Raw genomic sequence first — 20,418 nt, forward strand, 5'->3', positions numbered from 1 at the left:
CGCACATGACGGACGACTCTCCCCCCCGGGACCGAAAACAGGAAGGAAGTAATGCTGGAAAGAAAGAAAGAACTAATCAGGTGTAACGAACTGTTCGTTACACCTGATTAGTTCTTTCTTTCTTTCCATCATTACTTCCTTCCTTTTTTCCGTCCAGTGTGGTATATTCTTCCGTCATGAGCGGATATCCTTCCCTCTTTTCCGTCGGCCGTCAAGCACCTTCCGGGTCTCGATGACCTCCTCCAGCACTTCGAAGTACTGATCCATCAACCAGCGGTGCACCCTAACCATCTGCTCGGTCTGCTGCTCGTTCAGGCCCGTCGCTGCGGCGTGTTCCCTGGCCAGATCCTCGTTATCGGCCCGCAGCAGGAGCTTCGCGGCGGCGTTCAGGGCCTTGGATCGGTCGATTTTCAGGTGACGGCGCTCCGCGTTCCAGCGGCCGATCGCCTGGTCGAGCTCGATGCGGTCGTCCTCGTGCAGCTGGATGGTGTACGGCCCGATGAGCGGGGCATGGGTGTCGTTCGGGTAGCTCATTTTCGCCTCCTATGGTTGCTATCTTCCATCATAATGGAAGGTGTCGGCATTTTCCATACATTACTTCCATTCATTCCGATATTTTATCGAGTTCGTTCCGGACAGGCTGTCAGCAGTGTGGGAGTCCGACAGTTCAGAATTTCGCAATGTCGGAATTTGGAGCTGTTGACAGCCTGAAATGTCGAAATGACCGCCCGCCCGCCCGGTGGTGGTGGTGTCGGTTCACCTGATCGGAGTCGGCGGCCGCCGTCGCAGACCTTCGCTCAGACAGACTCGGAGCATCACGTCAGCTACCTGTGCGCTGCTCTTCCATGGAGTTTTGTCACAACCGCATGTGCTCACCGGGGCTTGTGACAGAACGGGGGATTGATGCGGCAGGGGAGAGCCGGATCTACTCGTAGAAGATGATCAGCGTCTTGGGACCGGCGTTCTCGGGTACGTCGGACAGCCGCCAGGTCAGACCGACGATGACAACCTCGCCGTGGGCTTTCAGCCAGTCCGTGGCGATCTGGAACGCCTCGGCCTGCGTTGTGCCGGTGCACTCGACCGCGTGGACCGGTGTCGATCCGCTCGCACCCATCTCGCCCATGGCGCAAGAGCGTATCGGGCGGTTGCGGGTCGCCGCACCGGATCGAGTACCCCGAGGGGTGCCGGGACGGTGCAAAAGGTGTAACCCCCTGACGGTGATCCCGTGTGCGGCGTTCTGGACATGCTGAGCGCTGTCGGTGGCTGGTCGTACCCTGTGAACACCGATCGGCGGCCTGATCGGGCCGCTATGAGGCAAGGGGAGCCGTGAAATGCGCAGTCTGGAAGACCGATTCGGCGATCTGCTCGAGGAGCTGAGGCTGCTCCCGCGCGACGCCAAGACCTTCAACCGGATCGTGGAGATCCGTCGGAAGCTTGTGCAGCTCGACGAGGAACTGCGGACCACGGTGCCCGCCGGCGACCACCACGATGAGCTGACCAAGCTCAGCCGCGAGGCGCGCACGAAGATGATCCGGGCCTACGGGCTCGCCGTCACCGATCGTGATGCCGCCCGGGCCGCGGCCGCGCGCAAGCGCCACGCCCTGGAGCACCCCACTACCGTCCTGGACGCCGCCCCTGCGGTCCACACCTCTTTCAATGCCGTCCCCCGGCGTCACCGGATCGAGCGAGGATATTCACGATGAGCGAAGCGCCCAGTTTCGACGAGCGATTCGGCGGCCTCATCGCCGAGCTGAAGCGGCTCGATCACCGTCCCGCCGTCAAAGAGGTCGAGCAGCTGCAGCACCACTTCGAGCAGCTCGACCACGAACTGACGATCAGCGCCGTGACCGACGAACGCCGCTACGAGCTGTCCAAGCTCAGCCGCCAGGCCCACGCGCTGGTCACCGACGCCCGCGACCGCGCCGAACGCGCCCTCGATATCGCCGAGGCCGCGCATGAGCGCCAGGTCCACGACGCCCTGCACCCCACGATCACCAGCCCGCAGCTCGATTCCGTTCCCGAGCTCGAATGGGACTTGTTCGATCGGTGAGCTACGCCCGGCAGTCGCTCATGGCGCTGATCGGCGAGTTACGTAGCTGCTCATGCCCAGGCTGTCCCAGCAGCCGTCGCACACCACCGACTTCGAGGACAGCGACTCGCGGACTGTTTGTTCCCGGTGCAGCCGCGTACACCGTGCACGCATCACCCGCGACCGGCGGTGGCAGTTCTCAGCCTCGCCCGCAGTCAGGTGCGTCTTCCACTGGGTTCGGGTCATCGTTGCCGGGAGTCGACGCTTCCTTTTTCCCGACGGTCATCTCCGTGTCGGGATCTGCATCTTGCAGTTTCCCGTCGGGTCCTATCTGCCATGGTCCGTGTGGATCGCGGAAACGTAGTGTGCCATTGAGTAGTGGCATGGCTGGATCCACCGTTGTCATCGTCTTTATCGAACACGGCGGGATCGGCGAGATGACGACGAGATAGCTGTCAAGCGGTGGTGGGTAGGCAGGGTCGGTGATCTTGCCAGTGAAGGTGATCTTTGTGATCGGAACGATGGACCTGTTCTGCACCATGAGGACTCTCTTTCCATCCGGTGCGGTGGCGATCCACCACGAGACGCGTGATGCGAACTCTTGTTCTCGGGCTGCGTCGACGTCCGATTTCGAACAGGACTGCAGAACGAGGCTGATGATGCTCAGCACCAAGGCTGCAAACGCGATGGCGGCTGAACCGATCGAGCCCCAGGCCTGACTCTTGTGTGTCCAGTTCGGCACTTCGGGTTGGGGTGGCCGAGGTCGTCTCGATCGACTTGCTCCCGGCACAGGGCCACCTAACATAACCGGCTCTAAAGACAGCCAAATTGGCGCGCCAATACTACAGCGCCCCAGGTGTTCTGGGGCCCCGGCATGGCGATCTGAGTCCCCGCGCCGCTCGGTCGGGATCGATTCAGCTGTCCAAACTTAGCCGCCAGGCCCACGCGCTCGTCACCGATGCCCATGACTGCGCTGCTTCCGGGCTTCGGTTTTGGCGCGGCGGCCCGTAGTCGGTGCCCGCCGAGAGGTCACCTCAACGCCGTGACGCGACTTCCCGCCGACGCGACCTAGGCACCGAAGGCGTTTGGATGTCTATTGCCGATTGTCTGATGAACTGCTGGATCGCTGCGAGCGCTGCATCGGACTTCACATGCATCTCGTCTTCGCTGGTTGCTTCATGGATCATGCGTGTCTTTTCAAGCGCCACGTCCCCGAGTTCATGCAGGTGCGGGTCGTCCATGACCAGTTGGACGTGGAGCAGTGAGTTGCGTAGAGCGGCCCGATGGCGGTATGCCTCTGCGCGAGCTAGCCGAGGGGAATCTCCGCCTGGATCTTCGGTGGAACAACGCCATCGGTCCACCTCAGCCTGACGATATTGAGTCGCGACTTCTGCGAACGTCGAGTAGACCCTGAGGCGATCCTGGCGCATACGTTCAGTGAACGCATGTGCTGCGGTCCGATCGGCCATCTGACGTTGGAAGACGAATGCTGCTATCGACCCGAGAAGTGTTCCCGCAACAGCGATCAGAGAAGCGAACACAGTGATCACAGGGCCCCCAGATTCGATACGACTAGTCGCGCTGGCTCCAACAGGATGCGAAGCGTGAGCTCCACATCCTTGGTAGCAAGTGGCGACGACCCCGAAAAGAATACAGCGGCAGAGACATTCACCTCGCGCACCGATGCATTGTGGCCAGCTACACTCGGCAGTTGCTCATGGCTGATCGGCGGGTTACGTAGCTGCTCATGCCCAGGCTGTCCCAGCAGCCGTCGCACACCACCGACTTCGAGGACAGCGACTCGCGGACCGTTCCTGGCGCGGTCGCGCACATCGTGCACGCGTCCCCCGCTGCCGCGGCCAGCTCGTCGAGGCCGTCGTCGTAGATCGGCGCCGCGTCGTCTTGGTTCAGTGTGGCCGGATCCACGGTGCTCCAGCAGCCGTCGCACACCGTCGTGGGGATCAGCAGCTGCTCGCGCAGCACGCCGGGGGCGGTCATGCACGCGGTGCACAGACCGTCTGGGTTCGACGCCAGATCCATGCTGTGACTACGTGTGCTCACGCCGCCGCAATTGCCCGAAAGCAGGGCTGTTTGGGCCGTGGAGGGCCTGATGAAGCGGGGCCGGAGCACGTGTGCCCCCGGATCGGCTACGGGGCTTTCAGGGGCTGTTTTGGCGGCCATCCGGTCGCCGAAGCAGCCACCGCACTCGCCGTCGGCGCGGCGGGCGCTGTGTGGGTGCTCGGTGCACGGCTTTTCGTGATGGATCCGCCGGCGTCCGGTCCCAGTCAGGACCCGGCCGGACTTGGTCAGACGTGCCAGCAGCGAGCGGAGGAATCCGATCGGATTGCGGATGTTGTCTGGCCAGGTCAGGCCTCGCTCGATGGTGAGGTGGGTCAGGGCCCGAGCGATGTCGTGGCCGTTGACCTGTTCGGTGTCGATCCCCGCGTCGGCCAGGGCCTCGACGACCGCGCCGATGTGCCAGCCGCCGTGGCGCCGCATGTACTGCTGGGGACCCGTGCGCAGCCATTGGCCCTGGTCCATGCCTCGGCAGTACGCGACCAGCTCGGCGGCTGCCTGCTGGCGATGCAACGGCTGCGGATCCTGGCCGCTCTTCCTGGCGTTTTTGGCTTTTTTCGAGGAATTTTTCTTGCCGCCGCGCGCGCGTATCGCGCGTGTTGGTGATTTTTTCCCAACTGAGGATTCCTCGACTACTGACGTAGTCGAGGATAGGTCGTCCCGGTTTTCGTTATGGCTGTGACCAGCGGAGACGGCGGCCGCGGCGTGCGCGCCACGGGCCAGTCGACCCAGGGATGCTGAGGACCGGCGCGGCGACAACGGCCGTTCGGGCGCTGTGACGGCGTCGCGGGGGAGGGTCAGATGCCAGACGCTGGCGGCGCTGGTTTGGCGGCCGCCGTGGTGGATGTGGGCTGCGCGACGCTCGTTTGCGTTCAGGAAGTTGCGGCCGCGTGCCATCTCGACCGCGAATCCCAGTTCCCGCAGCACTCGCCGTGTTCGGCCCACGGTGTCGGCGTTGACGTTGTCGGCCTGGGCGCCGATCTTGGCGGCGGCCGCGGTGACTTGACGGCCGGTGCGGCTGCTGGCGTATTTGGCTTGCACGGCAGCCACTTTCAGCACGGTGTCGGCGCTGGTGTGGTGTCGGCGCACCAGCGCGCGGCCGCGGTCGGTGCCCAGGGCCAGGGCCAGCGCGCGGATCCAGTGCTTGCGCCCGTTCCACACTGGTACCGCCGCCGACGCGCCCTCGGGGATCGGCAGCGCCCACGAACCGCCGATCTGACCGGCGTTCAGGCGCTCGATGATCGCAGCGGACTCGGCGTCCGTGTCGGAATCACCACCCTTATACGGCCGATCGACCTGGGGGGATACGGATTTGGATGAAGTTGTGACCTGACTCCTGGCCCGGCTAGCACACCTTGTGTGAGGGCGTGCTCTACCATGGGACCCGCTGTTCACAGCAAGTTCCTTTCTGTGGACACGAAAAAGGGACTCCTCGGCTTTTCAAGGCAAAGGGGTCTTCTTCGGAAGGCAGCAGGTGAGCGATCGTTTGGCCGCGAGTGGCTCAGCCTGCTGGGTGTGTATTCAGTTAGTTAGGTGTTGGGCACCTAGAAGGTGGTCCACCTCCTTGGGGGTTCCGGTTGCGGTTCGAACGCGCCGGAGCCATGCGGCGGTTGCGGGACAGCGATCATCACGGATCGACCGTCCCGCACGCCGGAGTCTCTAATCGACAGCGCGAGAGCCCATTTCGGGCCTTGCTGGTCTTCGCCCGCCCCAATTGCGCTCGATCGCGGCTGAGAGCCGGCGAGAGCGGGAGGCGCTGTGTTCAACGACAACTCTGTCCTTCTGGTCAGAGTCAGGTGCGACACGCGCTCTATGGCGGGTCCAGTCCACACATGTCGGTGTGTGGCTGTATCGTCATACGAGTCGTCCCACATCTGACTACATGTCAAATAAGGGTTCCGAACCCGTTCTCTCGACTCCGCGGCCAAACGGTGAGAGGACGGGTTTCCTTTTGTCCGGGCTTGGGTTTGGCGGGGGATAGACCCCTGCCAACTTCTAAGCCCACCACACCGGATGCCGAAAGTTGGCCTGCGACACGCGGACCCCATGGTCTGTGTGAAGCCGTCGTGACCAGGAAACCTTCGGTCATCTGTGGGTGTGGTGGTTGTCATCAAGATCCCTTGTACCGGTTCAGCACTCGCCATGGGAAGGGGCTTCACACCGCGTGTGTGCCTTCCTTGCACCGGGGGTGGCACTCGTGGTAGCTGCGGCCGGAATCTGGGGCCAGAGGCCGGATTTCGGCCTTGAGCAGCCATCACAGTGGACCAGGTTCTGTCCGAGGAAGTACCGGTCCGCGGGGACCGCTACCAGCCGACCGCATCGCGCGCAGGCGATGTTGATGCGGGCTGAGGCGATCGTGTTGAGGCCCAGCATGGCTCGAGTGGTCATCGGGCCTGTCCGTTCTGCTTCCTCAGTTCGATGACGCGGCCGCCGCCGATGCTCTGCTCGTGGCGGATCTCGGCGACCTTTGCGCGGATGCGCGCAATGGTTGCGTGCGACAACGGGGTCTCCTTCTCGATCGCGTTGTTCTTCGCGCCGGCGTCGATCGCGGCGATCGCGGCCGCGACCACCTCGACCGGCTTGGTCCGGGCGGTGCCGCGGCTGATCACCTCGGTCGCCAACGCGAACACCGGTGCCATCCAGTCCTGCCGCTCGGGTGCGACAGCTTCCGAACCCGCACTGCGGGGCTGGGACCACCGGTCGGCGGCCGGATGGGCGCTACGGGTTCGTACGACGGGAGCAGACGGCAGCTCGGTTGCCTTGTCGTCGGACTCGGCATCGGTGGCGCCGGGGTCGGCGGTGCTGTCCGAGGTCACAGCCTCGGCCGTGACTACGGGGTCGGCGTCGCCGCTGGTCGCAGGCTGCGGGTTCGCGGTACGGGTCCGCAATTCGCCCAGGTCAACAGCCTCATCAGCCTCGCTGACAGCCGTTGTCTCCACGGCCGCTACGGGTTCACCCTCCCGCACTACGGGTTCCGGCACGGGACCCGTAGCCGTAGTACGGGCCGCACCCCGTACTACGGGATCCGCTACGGGTGCGGGGCCCGTAGAACCCGTAGTCGAGCCGTAGCCCAATTGCGGAGTACGGGTGTCGGCGGCCCGCACTGCGGGGTCCAGTGCGGGGACGGGGTCGGCGTGTGCGGGGGTGTCGATCCGCTCGGCGCGACGGTGGGTGACGGTCGGCTGCAGCACGAGTTCGTCGTCTGGAAGCTCGCGCACCTGTTCGGTGGCCTTGGTGATGGCGCCGCCGTAGCGCGTGCTGGCGGCATCGTGGATGAGCATCGCGACGCCGATCATCACCGGCGCGACCGCGTGCACGGCGGTCTCGTACCACTTCGAGTCACGCAGGTAGGGAAAAGTGTTGAGCCCGACCGTGAGCGCGAGCAGAGAGACCTCGGCGGTGACGACCTGGGTGCGGCTGTCGAGGATGCCCCACTCGGCGACCTTGTTGGTGCCGATCATGATGACGATCAGGCAGACGCTGATCATTCCTTCCAGCAGGAAGCTGAACCAGTACAGCGGGTCACCTGGGCCGCCGGGGGCGACGTTGTGCTGGACGTTGACCGCCGACCACAGCATGCCCGCGGCCACGACGCCGGCGAGGGCGCGCTGGGACCACTCGCGGTGCCGATACAGGGAGGCGAGTTTGGCGTGCGGGCTCGATTCGCGGCGCTGCTCGGCGAGGGCCTTGCGCGCGGTGATCAGGTCCTTGATATCGGCGTCCTGGATCGTGGCCTGGACCCGGCGGCGCTTGTCCTCGGCGGCTAGGCGATCCGCCAGTTCCCTGTCCTCGGCCGCGATCATGGCCTCGATCTCACGGCCACGCTGCGCACGCCGTTGCGCGCGAATCTGTTCGACCAGGCCGCGTTCGGCGAGCAGCTCGTCCTCGGACAGCGCCTCGAGCAGGGCGGGGTCGTCTTGCCAGGTGAGCCGATCCCGGGCGCTGAGCACTCGCCGCGGCAGGCCTGTGGCGTCGTCGTGTTCGGCGGGATCGGTGAAGTCGGGCAGCTGCAGATCACTGCCTGGGGTGGTTCGGGGTTTCAGGAGTTTCATCGGCTTGTCCTCGCTGGGGGATTCGGGTGGAGGGGCCGGGCATGTTCACGATGCCCGACCCATCACCATGATAACAGTTTGAACTGTTGACAGTTTGTTATGGAAGATTCTGTGACAGTCACCTCGAATTTTCGTGGCGTTTTTTCTCCTTTCCGATTGCCTACGGGTACCACCGCAACCTCAGGCGGCAAAATGAACACCCACCACCCTCACGATCGCGCGCGGCGTGTCGGGAGTGGGCAAGGGTTAACACTCCCGGTCGGCGAACTCGTCTGTGGCCCAATGCAACTTTCAGCGACACGCCCTCCGACACGCCCTGTTGCAAAACGCGCTGCCGCTGCGCTGGAAGACCGAATAATCTCGGTATTCAGCACATCGGGTGCTGGGGGAGCGAAACATGATGCACGGCGAGGACATTCGGGCAGCCCGGACAGCGAGAGGCTGGTCCATCCCGGTCCTGGCCGCTGCCCTGACCGAGGCCGCCGCACGCGAGGGCGTGCGCCTGATGACTCCCGCCTCCCTGAAGACATCGATATCGAGGTGGGAGAACAACCGCACCCGCCCCGACGCGCTGCACTCGCGGCTGCTGGCTCGTGTGCTGTATCTGCCCTACGCCGGTGACCCGCTCGAACGCGGCCGCGAATACCAGCGCGAGGTCGTCGACGCGATCACCGTCATCGACTCGCTGGCCGACAGCGACGCCAACAACGACCCCGCGTTGGCCACCGCGGGCACGATCAGCAGCTTGGGAGCCTCACAAGTCGTAACCGGGTACCTGTTCGCGCAGTCTCCTGCGCTCGCGGTGGCGGCCGCGAGTGAACCGGTCCGGGGCATCGCCGCCGCCGAACGGATCCGCACCACGGTGTCGGCGATGATGTCGATGGACTTCCAGAAAGGCGGCGGCCACGTCCGGCGCATGCTGTTGACGTTTTTCCGCGACGACGTGGTGCCCCAGCTGCACGCCGTGCACCCGGAGAAGGTGCGCCGCGACATTTTTTCCGCGGCCGCCGAGGTTTCGCAGCTGCTGGGATGGTCCGCCTACGACGCGGGCCGTCACGCCGCCGCGAGCCGGTACTTCGTGCAAGGCCTGCGCCTGGCCGAAGAAGGCTGCGACCACCAGATGGGCGCCAGACTCTTGGCGAACCTGTCGCACCAAGCCAATTTCGTGGGCGCATTCGACGACGCGGTGATGTACGCGCGTGCGGCCCAGTCAGCGCTGCGTGGGCATGGCACCGCCTCGGTCGAGACGATGTGCGTGATGATGGAAGCCCGTGGCCTGTCCAGCCTTTCGGATCGGACGGGCGCCGCGTCCGCGATCCACCGCGCCGACGTGATCTACGACCGGCGCGGTGGCGATGAACCGGCCTGGATCAGCTACTACGACCCCGCTGAACTCGCCGGAGACACTTCACATTGCTTCCGGGACCTGCAGCTCGCGCCGAAGACTATGGAGTTCATCGGCCACGCCCTCACCGATGACACACCCCCACGCACCCGAGCGTTCATCCAGGCCGTCGCTGGAGACGCCGCACTGATCGCCGGCGACCTCGAAGAGGCCGGAACGCTTGCGGCCGCCGCGGTCATCAACGGCGACGGGCTGCGATCGGCGCGCTATCTGCGGTACCTGAGCGACTTCTACAACCGGATCCCGGCAGGCGCCACACGCCACCCCGCCCTGGCGGAGTTCGTCGACCTCATGCACACGCATTACCCGGCACTCGTTGCGTCACAAGGGCGGTGACATGCCTGCCGCGACAGGTGCCACCGCTTGGTCACGTCGCAGGTAGAAGACGAGGAGCTCGGTCATCGCGTCTTTCTCTTGGCGCAGCCGCGTGATCTCGGCGGCCTGCTGGTTGATCCGGGTCACCAGACTGGACCGATCGCTGTCCCATTCGGCCGCTGCGGCTTCGTGCTCGGACAGCAGCGCAGCATGCACGTGCCTCCCGCGAACGCCTGGGGCACCATCTTCCGCGTCTATCTCGGCGACGGTGGTGTCCTCGGCGGACTCGCCGTTCTCGTCGTCGGGAAGGAAGTCATAGCGGGCCGATCGTAGTTCGGGTGCGGTGGGGAAGATGCCGTGACTGACAGCCCAGTACCGCAACGTGTGGGCCGAAGGAGCCGGATCCAGCCGTGATGCCACCTCGCTGCATATCTCGGCTTGCGTCATTCCCGCACGCTGCGCCTGCCGAAGCATGTCCAGTGCCGTCTCCCGCACCGAAGCAGGCCATTTCTGTCCCATCACCACTTCTTCTCCCCTTTGTTCGGATCGGATTGCAGATGTGGGGTTGTGCTCCTCAGAAACCCCGCCAGGGCTCGGTCAGCACCCCAGTGCGAATGGTGGCGATCCGCTTGGCGTATTCGGTCGCGATGCGTTCGGAGTGGTCGACGTTCTGCGCCAGCCAGGTGATCATCTTCACCTGCATCACCTGGCGTAGGACGGTGAACCCGCTCCAGCTGGTGATGTCATAGCCGTAGGCCTCGGCGAAGGCCTCGTAATCGCGCTCGGCGAGCATGCCCATGCTCGTCTCGGCCGCGGTCTTGGCCAGATCCCACTCGGCGAACCCGTACGCGAAGGCCTCCAGATCGATCAGCGTCGCCGCCCCGTCCGGGGCGATCATGATGTTCTTGACGTGCGCGTCACCATGGATCGCAGTCGCCGGCAGCCGGAACTCGAGCGCGGCCAACTCCTGTTCGAGCTCGGCCACCCGATGCCGCAGGAAGTCCTTATCCGCGTCAGGAATCGGAGCGCCAGCCAAGCGCGCCGGGATATGCCCGAACCCGTTCACAGGCGGGAGATCCAGGTCTTCCTCCGGGCGCTCGAGCTGATGCAGCCGCCGCAGCAACCCACCCAGGATGCCCGCCTCGTCGATATTGGCGGGCCGCCCCGGGATGAAGCGCCAGAAGGTGACCGGGTGTCCGTCGACGACGAGGGGTTGCTGCTGATCGGGGATCTCGAAGGTCCGTGCGGCAGGGAAATGCTGCGCGGCAAGCCAATCCGAGACCGCGACCTCTTTCGCGGCGTCGTCGAGATGCCCCAGATCGCGGGCGACGCGGACCACCACCGGCGCCGAGGAAAGTCGGAAGAGCATGTTCTCGCCCAGACGCAGCAGCTCCGCACCACAAGGATCCAGACCGACCCTCCGGCACGCCTGATCCATGACCACGTCGACGACATCGGGCAGGAAAGCGGATCCAGATGAGCGATGAGCCACGAAGTCTAGGCTATGGGGAACCCGGCACTGAAGGGCAGTCAACGCCGGGAAGGCGAATGTCCGATGTGTCATGGGTTCGTGTGAGAAGTCGGGCCGGTAACCGCTCGATTGCGACGGCTCGGCCCCCGGACCGTTGGGTGTGCGAGGCTCCGCCACCACATCGCACCCTGCTATTCCCCGCGCGTCTGCGTCATAGGGCGCGCCTGACCGTGCCCCCATCAAACCGCATATGCGTGTGCCCATGCAGCTGCCTGCGCGGGCACACGCATATGTGGGTGCCGATCGACCTTTGAATAGACCGAAATTGCCGGGAAAGGCGTCCGCAGCGGAGTGACCAGCGTGACAGTGCTCGATGTCGTTGCCTCGGTATACGATTCGTGGCAACTGCGAAGGTCGCGGGTTCGAGTCCCGTCACCTCCACTCATGGGGGTGTAGCTCAGTTGGTAGAGCGTCGCTTTGACCACAGGGCACCCGTTGTCCAGGTAGAAAGGCCCGCCAGCCGGCGGGTCTTTCGCATCGATACCGCCGAACAGCGCTGGCGACCATGCCCTTACGAGATTTCGTGGTATAGAGGTGCCCACTCAGCGATGGTCGGTCCCAGCCGAGTGGGAAGGTGCTCGTTCTGCCACTGTTCGCCAGGGGCCAGCATCTGCGCCTCGAACAGTGCGACCGCGGTTTCGGTCATCAGCACAGCGCTCATGAAGAGGTCGGCGACCAACCCGTACTGCTCGTCTTGGCTGTTGAGGACGTTCAGTGTCCAGCTGTAGCCGTGGGTGTAACTCGAGCCGATCGAGTACCACGCCTTCGTCATAAGTTCGAAGGGCCGCCCGCTGAGCAGCTCACAGGCGTGTTTCGGTGGATTGGCGTCGATCCATGCAGCCCCAGCCGCGGTCATCGCGGTGAACCCGGGTGCCGTGATCCCGCCGCTCGCCGCCTTCGCCTTCGCGATCGCCGTCTTGAGGTTTTCCGCCGAAGCTTCGAACGGCGCCACCTCCCGCCCTTCGGCCACGTCCGTATCTCGATCCTGCTTGGCCCACTTGAGCATCTCCTCTAGCTCTTTGAAGGCCTCTGCCGCGCATCGTTGCCGCCTCACGTCGCGGCTGGGGTCGCCGATGAGCCAGATCGTGCGGGCAGCGGCTTCCATCGCAGATCGACACAGCACCAGCACGGACGACGGCCAGGATCGTGACGTGGCCGGGGGCGGGACTGCCCGGTTGAACCAATCCGATACGAGAACTTCGGCGGCGGCGAGGTGCTCGGCTGCCGACGAAGCCGGGAACCGAGCGTACTGAGCCACTGGGTAGGCCGTCCCGATTTCCTGTAGGAACCCATCATTGTCGAGCTGCATCGAGCTTCCCTGCGGGGGATCTGTCAGCGTCACTGCCCATTGACGAAACTCGGCTCCACGCGAGGCCCGCTCCACGATCCGCGCCTGCGCAGGCGGCCTGAACAGGGCGGCCAGCGCCTCTATCTCCGGTGTACTCATTCACCGATAATGCCCACCCCTGGGTGGCTGCCGGCCTCCCGCCGTCGTGCTGGCAATCGCGGCGATCCTGAAGGTCATCGCGGGCAACCAAAACGGCGACAGCGACGACGGCAAAAGCCGCAGCCGGAGCTAGGCTCGCCCCGTCTGATCCGATGAAGGCCCCCAGCATCTCCCGGAGGCCTTCCACGTCACCTATGCGCTCCGCAACCGCAACCAGATTCGCATGACCGCAACGACGAACGCCCCCGCTGCCGCGATGACACCGGTGGACGCTGCACCGACCACTACAAGTGCCACCACGGTTGTGAGGACGGCGGCCAGGGCCAGCACGTCGAGGACCTCGAAAACCTTCAGTTGCTGCCCTGGCTGTGGTGTTTCATCTGGCTGACCTCGCGCAGCGTCGCGGTGTGCATTCACGGGATCCTGTCTCCTTGTTTTTGGTGGGAGTACAGGACTCACGACGCGAAGTCGGCCGTGTGCGCCAAACGCCGGGTCTCGGTCTCCCAGGGGATAACGGTCGACACCGTAAGGCGCGCAAGGCGTTTGATATAACCCGCGAGCAAGGGGGTTATACCCAGTGTGCGCGATCTAACATGCAGGCCGGTCGTCAAGCTGATCACCGACTGAAAACCGCAGCCAGGTCTCGTAGCCGGGTGCGCAGCTGCTCCGAGCCGGGGAACCAGCGACTATTCCGGCCAGCCCACCTCGGCGACGGCACGCTCGGAGTGGATACCTCGGAAGCTGGGATGGCGGACGATCCCCTCGGCCGTCAACTCTCGATATTCGACGTCGGCGACCAGTACCGGCTCTACCCAGCGCGCCGCCCGCGCGACCTCGGGCGGTGCCGGTTCGGTGAGCACGCTGGTGTCACGGGCGAGCTGGTCGAGGGCACCACGCAGGGCCCGGCGGGCGGCCATCGTGAATCCTGTTCCGACGCAACCGATACACCGCAGCCGACCCTGAGCGTCGTGACCAGCCAGCACGAGCGAGCCGAACGTCGCGGAGTTGACGCCGCTTCCAGGCAGCCAGCCCACCACGACGGCGTCGGTGGTGCGCCGCAATGGGGTCTTGATCCACCGCGGCGAGCGCCGACCCGGCTCGTACACCGACTCGAGGCGCTTGCTGACAATGCCCTCCATGCCGGCCTCCGCAGCCGCCTGCAGCAGCCGATCAGCGGCAACATCGGCGAGGTGCCAGAACGGCGGCACGCGGATCAAACCGCTAGCCAAGGCGAGTTCGTCGAGTAGTTCGCGGCGGGCCAGATAGCGCCGATCCATAACCATTTCGTCGTCGAGGCCCAGGACGTCGAACACGATAAATTCCACCCGCACCGCCCCGATCAACGCCGCCGTCGGCCGCCCGACGTGCATACGACGTTGCAACCTGCCGAAGACCGGGGCACCGCTGCCCGGATCCGGGGCGATCAGCTCCCCATCAACGACAAGACCCCGACCATCTGCGGCACTCAGCAGCGCGGCCGACACCTCGGGATAGGCGGCGGTGATATCGCGTTTGTTGCGACTCCAGAACCGGCAGACACCGCCCTGACAACGCGAAATCGCCCGGACCCCATCCCATTTCAACTCCGCGGCCCAGCCCCCAGGCGGCGTCGGCGGCCGCCCGGGGCTGGCCAGCATCGGTGCTGGCACCAGCAGCACCACACCGTGAGCTTATCGCCAGCAAATACCAACCGGTTTCGATGGCATCCTGGCCTGCAGTCAGCCGATGCGGACCGCCGCGGTCCGGCCCCCGACCGAGCCGATCGCTGGCGGCGCTTCCCGCGCGGCTCGTCGAGCAGCCGGTGCAGCCATGCGCAGAACGCGTCGATCGACCCGTAGCGCCACAGGATCTCGCCGACCAGCTGGCCGACGCACGCTACTGAACGCCGAGCGGTAAAGCTTCCGGGCGGTCCATTCTCGAGGCCATGAATCACGGGCGCCGGATGGTGCCGCGCTAGGTGAGTCGGCGCCTCAGGTCGTCGATCTCTTCCTGGCCGAACAGCTGCTCGTGTAGCGGAATGCCGTTGTCGCCGAGACCGAATAGCTCCCGTGACTTGCGTTGTTCCTCGCGGTGCCACGCTCGAAGAGCAGCCTCGACACGGCCGGTGTCGAAGCCCTCGGCGGTGAACTGGGTGAGCACATCCTCCCGGCCCAGCAGCCGACTCGGTTGTGTAGTGGATTCGGGCATCCGGTCGTTCTGGTCGGGTTGCGTGCGTTTCCGGGGGGTACCGATACGGCGCCGCCGGGACTGCGTACCGGAGGGGGGCGATTGTGGGTGAGGTTCGGCGATGTCGTGAAATCCGGCGCTGCGCAGCGCACGGCGAAGGTCGTCGGTGCTAGGTGTGTCGTCGATGAGTTCGGCTCGACGTTGCTGGACGTATTGGCGTCCGGCATCGGTGATTCTCGCCAGCACAACCTCCCGTGCTGGTATGTGGTTGGCGTTCATGCCCCAGATCAATTGACCCAGGTTTTCCAGGTGGACGCTGGCTTGTACCGTCTCGATGAAATCGCGGCCGGTGAGGCTGCGTGCCGCTCGTCGGTAGGCAGCCCGCCAGCTCCGCAACAGGTCGAGCTCAGCCTCGGTGCTGGGTTGAGCGTTCAGCGAAAACCAGTCCATCAAGCCGAGCTTGCGCTGCTCGACTGACCGCCGAGGGCTGTCGCGCAGAGTGAGATGGTGGAGTTCGGCGAGACCCAGCTGAGCGACCAGATAGAACTCGGAACCGTCCGAGAAATCCGCGGACCCGCCAGGGTGGACGCCGCGAGGAAATGCCCACAAGTCATCTGCGTCGAGGTCGTCGAGGTCCCAGCGGAGCAACTGCCGTAGCGGCGCGGCGTAGAGCGCGCTCAGTAGCCGCCGCTGAGTGATGCCCAACCCCCGTGACATGCACCGATTCTAAGTGTATCCACCGATGCACCCCTTGGTGCTGCAATGAATCCGCCCTCAAAAGGGTTGTGCTCCCCCGAGTTCCGGTCGGGGGAGCACAAAGCAGACAACGTCCAAGTCAGAGTGAACAGAGGTCCAGGAATGAGGGTAGACCCCCCATCCACCATTGAGAACAGCCCGTTTCCGTCCGCGCCCGATCCGAAAGGGCCAGTACATCCGCTCGTCGCGCTGTCATTGGCCGTCAGCCTCGCCAGCGCGGCCGGGCTCCTGGACGGCTGGGATGCCTCGGTGACCGTACTCAGCTGCGTGCTCAGCTTCTTCGCCGCGAATCCGCCAGGTCGCAGCCAGTGACACAAGGCCCGGGGTGCCGGAACTGAGGTACCCCGGGTCTCCTGGAACCTGCCCGACCGAGTGCGGTAAGTGCTCGCTCGCGGTAGGTCTGACCCCCGATAAGGCTGTATCGCAACCCTTTCCGGTGTCCATGAACCCGCCTGATGAGCGGCACAGCTAGTCGGCCCAGAACTGTTCGCTCCTTCTGACCCCCCCAGATAGACGAATACCGCACCGAGGAACCAGAATGCGGCCGCGCCGCGCACCCCGACGCCGCCAAGCGCTGCTCGACCACCTGACACGCAACATCGCCACGTCCTGGCATCTCGCGCCACCTGGGATCGCCGACTGCGCGCCGCCGCGCTACCGGCGAATACCGCCGAGGCAGAGCACACGGATCCGGGCCACCTGGGGCAAGCACTCCACTGTGTCAAGGATTCGCCGGTTCAAGCCCCTTCGGCCTGAGGCGTCCGACCACGTATCCGAGCAACACGCTGAAGATGAGAATCGCGGTTACATTGCTCCCGGCAATCACCAGCCTCGCCGAGGTTGTCACAGCGGAATACGAATTGCCAAGCGTCGCCATTGAATTCCAGATCAAATAAAGGTAGTCGGGGATCTCGGAAGGGTGGGGAGCAATATCGTTTCCATTCGTAAAGCCCTGACAGCCGACCATGCTGGCAAATAGCGCGAAGATGAGCACGGACTGCACCACATAGATCGCGATGCTCACCATTGCCCCGCCCACCGAAACTTTGAGCCGCCCCAGCATCAGCTCAGCCGATACCGTATAGATCTCGAGTAACCGGATTGCTGCGAAAACCGCCGCGAACCAACGCCATCCCGGCACGGTCGACGCCCAGAGCAGCACCATCAGCAGAACCGTCGTGATGATCATGTATATCTCTAGCCATTGACCGATACGCCTGTTCTGCGCTTCAGCCTCCGCTTCGTCGCTGGTCCATTCCCGGTGCGCGAACCACCGGACATAGGTCGACGGCTGAATGACCAGCAACCCCTTATAGGCGCATTTGGCGTACTCGGCCAGATCGCTGACGTGGTCTCGCGTGCTCTCGAGTTCCTCGTTGAATTTCGACCGATGATCACCAAAGTCGTCTCGCGTACTGGTAAACACCCCGGCGCTCAAAATCAACAACAACCATGTCAACCCCCTCGCCGGGGGCACAAGCGCGCTGCCAACGGCAAGAACGAAGAAGACCAAAGACACGCACACGCCAGCTCGTTGTCGTGAGACAGTCATGGCGCAAATAGTCTCACCCACCAGCCGCGCAACGTGTCGACACAACGAAGAATTCTGACGGATATCCGGGGCAGTGGTGCAGATGGACGAGATCCGGCGGTAGCGCCTCTGCTGGGCCCCAGAATCCTGAAGAGGAGCCGGTCGTGCTGACTGCCGAAATCACCACCACGGTGCTGGTGGCAATCGTTGGGGGGAGCGTGGAAGTGGATCATCGACGACGGTCCCGCGCGCCTGGTCGCGGGATTGGTCGCGGTCACCGGTGTTCAAGCTCCGTGGATCGAAGCGGGGCAGCGTGCCCGTCCGGTACCGGTGGAGGGTGAAGCAGCTGCGGCGTGAGCGTCGAGCTCGCCGCGGCTCTACTAAATCCGACGGCTAACTGTAAGTGGTTGCAGCGCAACATATTACCGTTTTCACCACCATCGTTGGTCGTCTATTCTGACGCGTAGTTCCAGCAGTGCCCACGCCGCGACCAGTGCTCCTGCCAAAACGGTGGCGGTCGGCGGAAGGGTCGTTGTGTCGAGAACCAGCTGGATAAAGACGCCAAGCCCGAGGGCTATGACGATCAGGCCAGCCCCTCGCCAGTTGCGTAGGTCGCGCCACAGGATGACGTCGAGCCATATGAGCGCGGCGACGAAGACCAGCAGTCCGGTTCCCGCGGCCAGGTAGAGCAGTTGTGTGGCCGCCAGGGTCGGAGCGACAGTGCTGGTGCCGATTACCACTGAGGCGACCAGTCGTTTGGGAGAACGCAGCGACCGTAGTCGCACGATCGCTGGATTGCGAACGACCACTATGGCATTCAGGCCGATCAGCACCAGCGCAACCCAGGAGGTCTGGTGCACGGGGGTTTCCTCGAGCACCAGGAACAGCAGGGCGGTGCCGAGCAGCATCGCGAGGTTGAGCCGCGTCGTAGTAAAAATCCGTACCTGTGGGGCGGTCAACCGGAGCATGTCCCGTTCGAGGCGTCGCTCTTCCCGCTCCTGTTTACTGAACCATCGGTCCAGACGACCCCGACGGTTCCCACTATGTCGGGCACCTTGACGTTCTGGAGCGTGCGGCTCGAGGACCGGCGGCTTGAGGACAGGTGGCTCGAGGACAGGTGGCGGCGAGGCAGGTCGACTCGCAGCACCGACTCGGTTTTCGAGATGGTGCAGCCGCTGCCTTATATCGCGGAGCTCGCCTTCACCGATCCGGCTTTGCAGACCTTGTGTAAGACCGAAGCCCTGCCGGTCGGCGAAGTCCTTCTCGGTCAGCGGCTCGGGCACCGGGTTTGTGCTGAGCTCGTCCCAGATCTTCAAAAGTTTGTCGGTCGCTGCAGTGCTCAGGTAGCACGCCTTGGCGAACTGCTCAACCTGCGTGCGACGCTTGGGAAGCGTTGTATTGCTGGCCTTTACGAATCGGTAGGCCGTGCTGCGCGGGATCGTTGTCTTCGCGATGATCTGCCCCATGCTGAGCTTGGACTGGATGTGGATCTCCCGCAGCAGGGCATTGAACTCAACAGGTGTCGCCGCTTCGATTCTCACCTCAAGCTCAGGCCGAGAGGTAGTGCTCATCGTGGCCCACCGCCGCCTGAGGCAAGGAAGACTGCCAGTGCGTGAAGCGCACGGCGGCCGAGTGCGGCACCGGAGCGAGACGGCACAACACAGGCCACGACGATCGCGACCATCACCACGGGGATCACGGTGGCAGTCTTCGTGTCGACGCCCGAGGCGATCAGCAGTAGCGCCGAAGACAGAACCGCGACAACCAGCGTGATCACCAACGTCACCGCGGGCCACGTCCATAGAGGTTGTAGTGGGTGTTCGGGTCGGTCGTCGCGATCCAGGTCCGCGGGGGCGGATAGATCATCCGCCCGTGGTTCTGGACGCTGAGCACCCATGGCGTCGTGCAACTTCGAGATCCTTCCCGCATGCGTATGCCGGGTCCGTCCAGACGCGCGAGCTCGCGACCGAACGCATGCCTGACCTCGCCGAGATCAAGCATGCGTTCGGTCGTCGAGCGGGATCCTCATGCGTCCTGGAACCCGTCAGGTGTGGCTGCAGCCGAGCTCAGTGCCCCGTTTATCGCTCGAACCCAGACCGAATTGCCGTTTCGCTCTGGGTGTTCCGACATGGTGCCGGAATTTCTGCCTCCGAAATCCTTCCCCCTTTTCCCGCGGCTTTCCAGGTTTGGTCGAAAGTTCTTGTGCCACAGCAATCGGTCGGTTATCGCGCCATGCTGGTCAGCCCCCCTGGGCAGCTGTGCCATGCCGTCGCCCTGGACGTGCCGTCGTCCAGTTCGTGTCTCACCGTCGTATCGAATTCGCAGGGCAACGAAGTGTGGTGACCTCGCGATCCGACAAATCGACTGTTAGACGGCCCGCGAGAGGTGTGGAACAGGCGAGACTGCCATAAAGTCATCTGCGCTGGCGGATCCCGTTCAAGGGTTACGCCGTCCCCGAACCGCAACGCTTTTGGCTGCAGCCGAGCTCGGGGAGCCCCAGGTGGACCGTCCGTTGCCGTCGGACCCCACCGCGCTGTCGAGGACCCCGGATCACATCATTCGATGACGCATCCGGGGTCCTCGACTATCACAGACATGCAGCTCAGGCCGCAATATCGAAGCGAGTCAATCTCTTGTCCAACAAGGTTCGGGCTCGCAGACCCCTCGCGGATCGTGCAGGTCGGTCCGAATCCGCTGGCGGCGCTACAGCGACCTCACCGAGGCTGGACGGGACTTGCAAGGTGCTGCCCGGCTGCGGCAGGACGGTGAAGTTCTCCGGTGGGCTGGTGGTCAAGGTGATCAGCACGATCAACAGCATCAGCCGGCGAAACCGGTCCGGGCTGCCGAAAAGCCGGTCGAGAAATCCCCAGCACGACAGCGGCGATGGCGCGGATCGCGGGGTCTTTCGGGGACGGCGGTAATGGTTCATGCTCGACATGCGGTTCTCCTGGTGAGGACCCGAGCGAGGCTGTGGCGGTGCGGGATCGGAGGTCTTGGCCGCCGCGGTCTCGCGTGCTCGGGGTGAGGGTGCTGTCGCCGGGGTGGCGACAGTGTTCACGGTGGGCCGCACAGGATCGGTCCGGAAACCGGCGGAGCGGACTGCGAGGACG

20 protein-coding genes are annotated in these 20,418 nt (G+C 64.4%); 5 read left to right on the plus strand and 15 right to left on the minus strand.

From position 1 onward, the window contains the following. Positions 1-174 precede the first annotated feature (174 nt). Complete coding sequence (locus ACIBJI_RS39900; RefSeq protein WP_397088204.1) at positions 175-534, minus strand: hypothetical protein; 360 nt, start codon at positions 532-534, stop codon at positions 175-177. Positions 535-925: 391 nt separating this feature from the next. After that, positions 926-1,123, minus strand: a complete 198-nt coding sequence (locus tag ACIBJI_RS39905; RefSeq protein WP_397088206.1) for a hypothetical protein — start codon at positions 1,121-1,123, stop codon at positions 926-928. A 208-nt stretch (positions 1,124-1,331) separates the two neighbouring features. Here ACIBJI_RS39905 and ACIBJI_RS39910 point away from each other — a divergent pair, with 208 nt between their 5' ends. Together ACIBJI_RS39910 and ACIBJI_RS39915 are read left to right on the plus strand one after the other, a co-directional pair. After that, complete coding sequence (locus ACIBJI_RS39910; RefSeq protein WP_397088208.1) at positions 1,332-1,703, plus strand: hypothetical protein; 372 nt, start codon at positions 1,332-1,334, stop codon at positions 1,701-1,703. Next, a complete protein-coding gene (locus tag ACIBJI_RS39915; RefSeq protein ID WP_397088210.1) occupies positions 1,700-2,050 on the plus strand; it encodes a hypothetical protein in 351 nt (116 codons plus the stop codon). The genes ACIBJI_RS39910 and ACIBJI_RS39915 overlap by 4 nt, the downstream gene beginning before the upstream one ends. Positions 2,051-2,228: 178 nt before the next feature. On the opposite strand, the gene ACIBJI_RS39920 is transcribed toward ACIBJI_RS39915, so the two are convergent. From ACIBJI_RS39920 to ACIBJI_RS39930, 3 genes are all read right to left on the minus strand, one after another. Then, the gene (locus ACIBJI_RS39920; RefSeq protein WP_397088212.1) at positions 2,229-2,771 is read right to left on the minus strand and encodes a hypothetical protein; all 543 of its coding nucleotides are present in this window, start codon (positions 2,769-2,771) and stop codon (positions 2,229-2,231) included. 956 nt (positions 2,772-3,727) lie between these two features. Continuing rightward, positions 3,728-5,266, minus strand: a complete 1,539-nt coding sequence (locus ACIBJI_RS39925; RefSeq protein ID WP_397088214.1) for a hypothetical protein — start codon at positions 5,264-5,266, stop codon at positions 3,728-3,730. A 1,223-nt stretch (positions 5,267-6,489) separates the two neighbouring features. Then, positions 6,490-8,157: a hypothetical protein gene (locus tag ACIBJI_RS39930; RefSeq protein ID WP_397088216.1), complete on the minus strand. Its 1,668-nt coding sequence runs from the start codon at positions 8,155-8,157 to the stop codon at positions 6,490-6,492. A gap of 397 nt (positions 8,158-8,554) precedes the next feature. Here ACIBJI_RS39930 and ACIBJI_RS39935 point away from each other — a divergent pair, with 397 nt between their 5' ends. Further along, a complete protein-coding gene (locus ACIBJI_RS39935) occupies positions 8,555-9,898 on the plus strand; it encodes a hypothetical protein (protein ID WP_397088218.1) in 1,344 nt (447 codons plus the stop codon). Here the strand turns inward: ACIBJI_RS39935 and ACIBJI_RS39940 are convergent. From ACIBJI_RS39940 to ACIBJI_RS39965, 6 genes are all read right to left on the minus strand, one after another. Then, the gene (locus ACIBJI_RS39940; RefSeq protein WP_397088220.1) at positions 9,884-10,396 is read right to left on the minus strand and encodes a hypothetical protein; all 513 of its coding nucleotides are present in this window, start codon (positions 10,394-10,396) and stop codon (positions 9,884-9,886) included. The two genes, ACIBJI_RS39935 and ACIBJI_RS39940, sit on opposite strands and share 15 nt — an antisense overlap. A 55-nt stretch (positions 10,397-10,451) precedes the next feature. Continuing rightward, entirely contained in the window at positions 10,452-11,369 is a 918-nt protein-coding gene (locus ACIBJI_RS39945; protein ID WP_397088222.1) for a phosphotransferase enzyme family protein, read from the minus strand. Positions 11,370-11,919: 550 nt separating this feature from the next. Further along, positions 11,920-12,792: a hypothetical protein gene (locus ACIBJI_RS39950; protein WP_397088224.1), complete on the minus strand. Its 873-nt coding sequence runs from the start codon at positions 12,790-12,792 to the stop codon at positions 11,920-11,922. Positions 12,793-13,047: 255 nt separating this feature from the next. Further along, a complete protein-coding gene (locus ACIBJI_RS39955; protein WP_397088226.1) occupies positions 13,048-13,272 on the minus strand; it encodes a hypothetical protein in 225 nt (74 codons plus the stop codon). Positions 13,273-13,541: 269 nt separating this feature from the next. Beyond that, positions 13,542-14,516, minus strand: coding sequence for an ATP-dependent DNA ligase (locus tag ACIBJI_RS39960; RefSeq protein WP_397088228.1), 975 nt, complete (start codon positions 14,514-14,516; stop codon positions 13,542-13,544). Between the two features lie 292 nt (positions 14,517-14,808). Beyond that, positions 14,809-15,738: a hypothetical protein gene (locus ACIBJI_RS39965; protein WP_397088230.1), complete on the minus strand. Its 930-nt coding sequence runs from the start codon at positions 15,736-15,738 to the stop codon at positions 14,809-14,811. A 141-nt stretch (positions 15,739-15,879) separates the two neighbouring features. Here ACIBJI_RS39965 and ACIBJI_RS39970 point away from each other — a divergent pair, with 141 nt between their 5' ends. Next, a complete protein-coding gene (locus ACIBJI_RS39970; protein ID WP_397088232.1) occupies positions 15,880-16,089 on the plus strand; it encodes a hypothetical protein in 210 nt (69 codons plus the stop codon). 409 nt (positions 16,090-16,498) lie between these two features. Here ACIBJI_RS39970 and ACIBJI_RS39975 read toward each other — a convergent pair whose 3' ends face one another. Beyond that, positions 16,499-17,296 (minus strand): hypothetical protein, encoded by a 798-nt coding sequence (locus tag ACIBJI_RS39975; RefSeq protein ID WP_397088234.1) that lies wholly within the window; start codon positions 17,294-17,296, stop codon positions 16,499-16,501. Positions 17,297-17,515: 219 nt separating this feature from the next. Between ACIBJI_RS39975 and ACIBJI_RS39980 the strand changes: the two genes are divergently transcribed. Then, positions 17,516-17,665 (plus strand): hypothetical protein, encoded by a 150-nt coding sequence (locus tag ACIBJI_RS39980; protein ID WP_397088236.1) that lies wholly within the window; start codon positions 17,516-17,518, stop codon positions 17,663-17,665. 74 nt (positions 17,666-17,739) lie between these two features. Here the strand turns inward: ACIBJI_RS39980 and ACIBJI_RS39985 are convergent, their stop codons facing one another. The 3 genes from ACIBJI_RS39985 to ACIBJI_RS39995 all read right to left on the minus strand — a co-directional run bounded on the left by ACIBJI_RS39985 (position 17,740) and on the right by ACIBJI_RS39995 (position 20,246). Further along, positions 17,740-18,879: a hypothetical protein gene (locus ACIBJI_RS39985; RefSeq protein WP_397088238.1), complete on the minus strand. Its 1,140-nt coding sequence runs from the start codon at positions 18,877-18,879 to the stop codon at positions 17,740-17,742. Continuing rightward, entirely contained in the window at positions 18,876-19,217 is a 342-nt protein-coding gene (locus tag ACIBJI_RS39990) for a hypothetical protein (RefSeq protein WP_397088240.1), read from the minus strand. The genes ACIBJI_RS39985 and ACIBJI_RS39990 overlap by 4 nt, the downstream gene beginning before the upstream one ends. Before the next feature lie 693 nt (positions 19,218-19,910). Then, entirely contained in the window at positions 19,911-20,246 is a 336-nt protein-coding gene (locus tag ACIBJI_RS39995) for a hypothetical protein (protein ID WP_397088242.1), read from the minus strand. Positions 20,247-20,418: the final 172 nt, after the last annotated feature.

The organism is Nocardia sp. NPDC050408 (assembly GCF_044458905.1).
Classification (GTDB): Bacteria; Actinomycetota; Actinomycetes; order Mycobacteriales; family Mycobacteriaceae; genus Nocardia.